Here is a 273-nt window from a genome sequence, read left to right as displayed (position 1 = left end):
GCTTGCGCCAACGCCATTTCATCGCCATCCCGCCGAGCATACAGGCCTCGGAAGAACCAATGGTGTTGGTGCCAACGGCCTGACCATTTTTCGGTGCAGGCGCATGCCACAGATCGGCAACCATGTTTACGCAACGCAGATCGATTGCTGCAGATTGCGGATATTCTTCTTTGTCGATCCAGTTTTTGTTAATGGATAAATCCATCAACTTATGGACATTTTCGTCGTCCCAGGTCTGGCAGAAAGTGGCCAGGTTCTGACGAGCGTTGCCAT

The 273-nt window shown here is 51.6% G+C and carries 1 protein-coding gene; it reads right to left on the bottom strand.

Annotated features, from left to right (window positions below; genetic code table 11):
* On the bottom strand, positions 1-273 hold a 273-nt coding region (locus HEN33_RS25860; RefSeq protein ID WP_242460329.1), incomplete at both ends, for a pyridoxal-dependent decarboxylase.

The sequence above is a fragment of the Escherichia sp. 94.0001 genome (genome assembly GCF_013369155.2).
GTDB classification, from domain to species: Bacteria; Pseudomonadota; Gammaproteobacteria; order Enterobacterales; family Enterobacteriaceae; genus Escherichia; species Escherichia coli_F.
This window is presented reverse-complemented; position numbering and strand designations above follow the sequence as displayed.